The sequence below is a fragment of the Sinomonas sp. genome (assembly GCF_036848755.1).
Taxonomy (GTDB): Bacteria; Actinomycetota; Actinomycetes; order Actinomycetales; family Micrococcaceae; genus Sinomonas.
Window position 1 is genome coordinate 1 of the sequence record NZ_DAIUJO010000172.1, and the last position, 5,509, is coordinate 5,509.

Consider the following 5,509-nt stretch of genomic DNA (forward strand, 5'->3'; position numbering starts at 1 on the left):
TCACCGAGGTCATCCTGAACGATCATCACGAGCAGCGCCGCATGTTCGGCATCCTCGAAGAAGTTGCCCCCGCCGACACAGATGCACTCGGATCGGTGTGGAAGCGCCTGCGCATCCTTCTCGAGGTGCATGCCGCAGCGGAGGAGAAGCTCTTCTACCCGCGGCTGCTGAAGCTGCATCAGGACCTTATTGCCCAAGAGTCGCCCGGTGAGGAGACTGAGGACGCCGTCCACGATCACAACGAAATCCGAGACGCGATCGCCGCGGTGGAGGCCCACCAGGTCGGCACCGTTGAATGGCTCCGCGCCGTCGCCAAGGTCAACGAAGTCAACGGCGATCACATGGCCGAAGAAGAACGCCAGGGTCTGACCGACTTCCGCCGCCACGTCGACCGCGAGGAACGCCACACGATGGCCGTGGCATTCGCGGCGTTCGAGGCCGAGCATGCGGGCGGCATCTCGGCGCACGACGTCGACCCAGCGGAATACGTGCGCGAGCACAGCTGAGCGCAGCGCCGGTCACAACCAGCACTCCGGCGTGCGGCTCTCGATGATCCCTGCTTGATCTGAGGGGCGTGACTGGTTCTTCCTCTTCCCGCTCCCGCGCCTCCCCTGCCACCGTTGGGCGGCGAAGCGGAGCGCCGCTGTGATGAGCAGTGCCGTGCCCAGCGCCGCAGCGATATGCCCGACGATGAGGAGGTGGAAGTCGATGGGCAGCTGCCCCGCACTCAATTGCGCAGCGGGCAGCTGCGGCAAGTGACCGTGAACATGACCCGCCGAGGGGAAGATCGGCGCGTTCGGGCCCGCGAGGGCGGTGAGCAGCAAGTGCAGCACCTGCTGCACGGCTCCGCTGCCGATCGCGATGGCCCAGGGGGCGGGCCGTGCGCGTGCCCCGGCGGCCGCGAACAGGCTTGCGAACGTGGTCAGGGCCACCAGCACCGCGGCCGGGGGCGGGGCGCCCCCGGAGAGGACGTGCGCCACGAGCCCAAGCCCGACGGCGGCCGGGCCCCCGACGAGCGCAGCCGCGGCAGACGCGCGACGCGCTGGTAGCGATGAGAACTCCACGGAATCAGTTCGGAGCAGTCGGACGGACGGATTGCCTGCAATTCCGCAGCCGTGATGAGGTTCGGCGTCCTTGCCGGCATGCGGGAGCGCTGTCGTCCTCCGGAACGGACAAAGGGCGCCCCTCCGCATCGGACTGGTCAGCGGGAGGGGCGCCCTGGGGGTGGCAGCCGGCGCGCGCGGACGGGAGCCACGCACGCCGAGCGGCGGGGTCAGTCCGTGGTCAGGACCACCCGGAAACGGGCCTTGCCGGACATCATCCGATCGAAGCCGTCGGCCGCCTTCTCGAGGGGGTAGGTCTCGATGAGCGGGCGCACGCCGGTGCGGGCAGCGAAGCGGAGGGTGTCCTCGGAGTCCTTCGCGGTGCCGGACGCGTGCCCTGCGACAGTGCGGCTGCCCATGACGAGGTCGCCGGCGCCGACCGCGAGCGGCTCGTGGGGGACGCCGAGGACGACGAGGCGGCCGCGGGCTGCGAGGCCTCGGACGGTGGCTGACATTGAGTGGGCGTCGGTGACGGTCGCGATGACGAGGTCGGCGCCGCCGAGGGCGTTCAGCTCTGCGGCGACGTCCGAGCTCGTGCTGTCGATGTAGTGGTCGGCCCCGAGCTGGCGGGCGAAGTCCTCCTTCTCGGTGCCGCGGGCGATCGCGATGGTCTCGAAGCCGAGCTTCGCGGCGAACTGGACGCCGAGGTGGCCCAGGCCGCCCAGGCCGAGGACTGCGACGCGGCCGCCGGGGCGGACACCGCTCGAGCGGATGGCGTTGAAGGTGGTCACGCCGGCGCAGAGCAGGGGCGCGGCCTCTTCGAAGCTGAGCTCGTCGGGGATGGCCGCAAGGGCGTCGGCCGGGGCGACAAGGTACTCGGCGTACCCGCCGTCGGCGGTCAGGCCTGTGATCTTCCCGGCCTGGCAGGAGATGAAGTCGCCGTCGCGGCAGGGGTCGCACTCGAAGCATGCCCCTCCGAACCAGCCCACGCCGACCCGCTGGCCGGGGGCCCAACGGGTGACGCCCTCGCCGACTGTCTCGACGGTCCCGGCAACCTCGTGGCCGGGGACGCGCGGGTAGGAGGAGGACATGCCCGCACCGGGCATGGAGTCGCTGTGGCAGACGCCGTTCGCGGCCACCTTGACCAGAACGTGGCCGCGGGGGACGTCGGGGATGTCCCGCTCGGTGAGTTCGAGGTCTGCGCCGGGGGCGCTGATCTGGACAGCTCGCATAGTGGGTCCTTTCGAGGATCGGATGCGGTTCTCGGTTGATGATGTCGGGGAAATCGGATCGGGGTGCGGTATGGGGCACCGTCATTGGCCGAGACGGCCCGTAGGACACTCTCCCCTGAGGCCGGTGTCGCCCCTCGCGTCGCGCCGGTTGGGTGCTACCCGAGGCCGGCCCGGCCCAAACCCGGGCCTCAGACGGGCTGGGCTCCGCTCAAGGCGCCGGTGAGCATGCTCCGGTAGCGGAGGGCGTGGCCTGCGAGGGCGGCATCGTCCACCGCACGCGCCCCGTGGAGCACGAACGGGGTGCCGAGGGCCATCCCGCACAGGTGCGCTGTTGCCTCGATCGGGCGCATGAGCTCTGCCATGGTGAAGCGGTTGAACCCCGCCGCCGCGTACGACTCCTCCGGGGCCCCCGTCGACGTGGCCACGAGGAGGCGCTTGCCCTGCAGGGCGTCGCCACCGGTGCCGTAGGCGAAACCGTATGTGAGGACTTGGTCCATCCACTCCTTGAGGATCCCGGGGACCGAATACCAGTACCAGGGGAACTGGAGCACCACGGTGCCGTGTGCGCGGAGGGCCTCCTGTTCGGCCGCCACGTCGAATCCCGCGGCGCCCCGCACTGCCGCGAGCGCCCGGACGCTCACGTCGGGGAGTCCGCGAACGGAATCCGCCAAGTGGCGGTTGACGCGGGAATCCTCAGGGCTGGGGTGGCCGAGGATGACCAGAGTGCGGTGCCGCACGGCTCAGCGGACGATCTTGAAGTTGAACTCCGGCGTGCCCAGGGCGCCCCAGAGGCGGAGCCAGACGGGCAGGAGCATCTCGGTGCCGCGGGCGGTGGTCATGTCGCCGAGGTCGATGACGTCACGGTGGCCGAACTCGGCCAGGAGGGCCGTGACGGCTTCCTTGGCGTCGGCGTCGTTCCCAGAGACGAAGACGGTGCTCGGCTCGGGGAGCTTCTCGGGATGGGTCATGAGGTCGGCGTTGAGGGTGTTGAGGGTCTTCACGACGCGGGCCTCGGGATAGGCGCGCTGGATCTGCTCGCCGAGGGAGTCCGTGTCCTTGACGAACAGCGTCGGAGGCATCCCCTGGCCGAACTCCAGCGGGTTGGCGATGTCGACGAGGACCTTGCCGGCGAGATTCTCGGCACCGGCCTGGGCCAGGACGTCGAGGGAGGAGGCGCCGTTGGTGGCATTGACGATCAGCTCGGCGCCGCGGGCCGCGTCGGCGAAGGCCGCCAGGGCCACGGCCGGGTTCTGCCGTGCCCAGGCCGCGTAGGGCTCCCCGCCCATGGGGTCGCGTTCGGTGCGGCCGAGGGTCGACTGCGGGTCGCGGGTGCCGACCGTGACGCTGTGGCCGAGTTCGGTGAGACGGACTGCGAGCGTGCGGCCGACCATGCCGGTACCGAGTACTGCGATCTTCAAGGGTTTCTCCTCGTGCTGGGGCTGGCGTGGGTGTGGATCGGTGAGGGTGCTGAGGGGGACGGCGTCGTGGATAGCGCTCAGATGACCTGGACTCCGCCGTCGACGTCGAGGACGGTGCCGGTGACGAAGGTGTTGGCCATCAGGAACAGGGCCGCTGCTGCCACGTCCTCGGGCAGGCCTGCGCGTCCTGCGGGGACGCTCGCGGCGTAGCCGTCGAGCATGCCCTGGCGCACCTCGCCCGGCATCCCCGCGTAGGCGGGGGTGTCGACCAGCCCGGGGGCGATGACGTTGACGCGGACGGGGGCCAGATCGATCGCGTTCGCCTTCCCGAACGCTTCGAGAGCCGCGTTGATGGCGGCCATCACGGGCCTGCCGGGGGCATGCTTGCGGCTCGCCGCTCCCCCACCAGGGTGATGGAGCCGTCGCTGGCGATGCGGTCGGCCGCGGCGCGCACGGCCTCGTAGTAGCCCCAGAACTTGAGGTCCATGTAGGGGCGGGCGGCCTCTGCGGACAGGTCGCGGACCGTGCCCATCGCGCCCGGACCCGCCGAGAGGACGAGGTGGTCGAACGCCCCGATCCGGGCGAAGAAGGACTCGACCGAGTCCCCGGATGTCAGGTCGACGCCTTCGAGCGCGGTGCCGGCGGGCAGGGCGACGCTGGCGGTGGTGCGGGCGGCCGCTGTGACGCGGGCTCCGGACGCTGCAGCGTGTTCGACGACGGCGCGGCCGATCCCCGAGGTGCCGCCGATGACGACGACGTGCCGGCCGGCAAGGTTATGGGCGCCCATGGCGTCTCCTCCCGTGTGTGGATCCGAATGTGACGGACTGTTCCTTTCCAATGATTGTGACGGATCGTTCCGTCTGTCAAACTGGAACCCAGAAGACGGGAAGTGGAGGTGGGGCTTCGATGGCTCGCAGGACCGCCGAGGAGAACAGGCGGAACGTTCTGGACGTGGCGACGCGCCTGTTCTACCGGCAGGGCATCAGGGCGGTCGGCATGGACGCGGTCGTGAAGGAGTGCGGCGTCGGGAACGCCACCGTCTACCGGCAGTTCCCCACCAAGGACGCCCTCGCCACCGCCTACGTGCAGGGCCGGGCGGACGCTTGGTTCGAGCGCATGGAGCAGGCCGCCGGCGAACAGCCCGATCCGCGGCAGAGGCTCCTCGCGGTGTTCGAGGTCCTGGCGCAGGACACAGCGGGGGCTGGCTACCGCGGCTGCCCCATGCTGAACACGAACACCGAGTTCCCCGACGGTGAGCATCCGGCGCATCTGGCCGCGGTCGCGCACAAGCAGCAGGTGCGCGACTGGTTCAGCTCACTCGCCGCCGAGGCGGGGGCGGACGAGCCGGACCGGCTCGCCGAGGATCTGCTGATCGTCCTCAACGGCGCCTACGCCACGGCCGCGGTCCTCGACGGTGCCTCGTACGGCAGCAGGGCCCTCGACCTCGCGCGCCGCCTCGTCCGCGAGGCCTGCCGGAAGGACTGACGCCCTGGACCCATGCCGGTTCAACCGTAGGTCCGAGCCTAGGCCCCGGCCGCGCTGGGCGTCATCGCGATGGGCGTCATCGCGATGGGCATCACAGATAGGTGATGGTCGTGGTTCCGTTGACGTCGGTGATCCGTCCGCCTTGGAAGTCCTGAGCCGTGCCGTTGGGCACGGGGTAGACCTCGCTGGTGGGGTAGCCGAGCCGCCCTCTCTCGAAGCCAGTGGACTGCCACGCCGTACGGATCGGCCCGTACGACTCGTGGGTGCCCGAGGCCGGGGAGGAGACGATCGCCCCGCCCTGATAGTTCTGGTACGAGCCGCCGTTGACCAG

9 protein-coding genes are annotated in these 5,509 nt (G+C 70.3%); 2 read left to right on the top strand and 7 right to left on the bottom strand.

Annotated features, from left to right (window positions below; translation table 11 throughout):
- On the top strand, window positions 1–506 hold a 506-nt coding region (locus tag V7053_RS17685), incomplete at its 5' end, for a hemerythrin domain-containing protein (RefSeq protein ID WP_334173576.1).
- Between the two features lie 12 nt (window positions 507–518).
- Here the strand turns inward: V7053_RS17685 and V7053_RS17690 are convergent.
- The 6 genes from V7053_RS17690 to V7053_RS17715 all read right to left on the bottom strand — a co-directional run bounded on the left by V7053_RS17690 (window position 519) and on the right by V7053_RS17715 (window position 4,480).
- Window positions 519–1,064 carry a hypothetical protein gene (locus V7053_RS17690; protein ID WP_334173577.1) on the bottom strand — a complete coding sequence of 182 codons (546 nt, stop codon included), beginning with the start codon at window positions 1,062–1,064 and terminating at the stop codon, window positions 519–521.
- A gap of 209 nt (window positions 1,065–1,273) precedes the next feature.
- Complete coding sequence (locus V7053_RS17695) at window positions 1,274–2,275, bottom strand: alcohol dehydrogenase (protein ID WP_334173578.1); 1,002 nt, start codon at window positions 2,273–2,275, stop codon at window positions 1,274–1,276.
- Window positions 2,276–2,463: 188 nt separating this feature from the next.
- Window positions 2,464–3,012 (bottom strand): NAD(P)H-dependent oxidoreductase, encoded by a 549-nt coding sequence (locus V7053_RS17700; RefSeq protein WP_334173579.1) that lies wholly within the window; start codon window positions 3,010–3,012, stop codon window positions 2,464–2,466.
- 3 nt (window positions 3,013–3,015) lie between these two features.
- Window positions 3,016–3,693, bottom strand: coding sequence for an NADPH-dependent F420 reductase (locus V7053_RS17705; protein WP_334173580.1), 678 nt, complete (start codon window positions 3,691–3,693; stop codon window positions 3,016–3,018).
- A 77-nt stretch (window positions 3,694–3,770) separates the two neighbouring features.
- Window positions 3,771–4,055, bottom strand: a complete 285-nt coding sequence (locus V7053_RS17710) for an SDR family oxidoreductase (protein WP_334173581.1) — start codon at window positions 4,053–4,055, stop codon at window positions 3,771–3,773.
- Window positions 4,055–4,480: an SDR family NAD(P)-dependent oxidoreductase gene (locus V7053_RS17715; RefSeq protein WP_334173582.1), complete on the bottom strand. Its 426-nt coding sequence runs from the start codon at window positions 4,478–4,480 to the stop codon at window positions 4,055–4,057. The genes V7053_RS17710 and V7053_RS17715 overlap by 1 nt, the downstream gene beginning before the upstream one ends.
- A 119-nt stretch (window positions 4,481–4,599) precedes the next feature.
- Between V7053_RS17715 and V7053_RS17720 the strand changes: the two genes are divergently transcribed.
- Window positions 4,600–5,178, top strand: coding sequence for a TetR/AcrR family transcriptional regulator (locus V7053_RS17720; protein ID WP_334173583.1), 579 nt, complete (start codon window positions 4,600–4,602; stop codon window positions 5,176–5,178).
- A gap of 91 nt (window positions 5,179–5,269) precedes the next feature.
- Here V7053_RS17720 and V7053_RS17725 read toward each other — a convergent pair.
- Window positions 5,270–5,509, bottom strand: a 240-nt coding sequence (locus V7053_RS17725) for an LGFP repeat-containing protein (RefSeq protein ID WP_443022664.1), incomplete at its 5' end; no start/stop codon positions are given.